The sequence below is a fragment of the Paraburkholderia dipogonis genome, assembly GCF_046027395.1.
Taxonomy (GTDB): Bacteria; Pseudomonadota; Gammaproteobacteria; order Burkholderiales; family Burkholderiaceae; genus Paraburkholderia; species Paraburkholderia dipogonis_A.
In genome coordinates, this window is sequence record NZ_JAQQEG010000125.1 from 1 (window position 1) to 571 (window position 571).

Consider the following 571-nt stretch of genomic DNA (forward strand, 5'->3'; position numbering starts at 1 on the left):
TGCGCCGGCAAGCGGCTGTGAATAGTCACCCCAGTGCCGTTCTTCCGCCCCGTGCAGGTCTCCGAACGCGTCGTGTTCTTCAGGTAAATTCTGACGTGCGCGCGTATAGTCGTAATCGACCACGCTCACTTTCGCGGCGGAGATCCTGCGCGACGCATTCAGGCGGTAGATGTATTCCTCGTCGATGCGCCCGGCGCTGGGCGCGTGGTAGCGGATTGAGTCGTAGGCATTCCCGTGAGGCCGGTGGACACCCGGCGCGTCACAGAACACGAGCCGGTTGTTATCCTCGAAGTAATACAGTCCCCATTCTCGCCACAGGCGGGTCAGGAAATCGAAGTCGGATTCCCACATCTGACGGACGAAGTCGCGCTCCGGGTAGCCTTTTTTCAGCCTGAAGGCGGACACTTTCATGTCATACAGAATCGGATAATCGCGCAGCACATCGCCGGTGATATCCAGCACGCTTCTGTTCTGGAATATGCGGCTGCGCGACGTCTTTGTGGTCAGCCATAGGGTGGGCCGCACGACAAGGCGGTAGTACATGTGACGATCATCGGCGCCGGTCAACTCG

Annotated in this window: 1 protein-coding gene; it reads right to left on the reverse strand. The window is 59.2% G+C overall.

Features of this window, described 5'->3' with window-relative positions:
• Positions 1-567 (reverse strand): contractile injection system protein, VgrG/Pvc8 family (locus tag PQR32_RS42140; RefSeq protein ID WP_408241803.1); only part of this gene is annotated, 567 nt, incomplete at its 3' end.
• Positions 568-571: the final 4 nt, after the last annotated feature.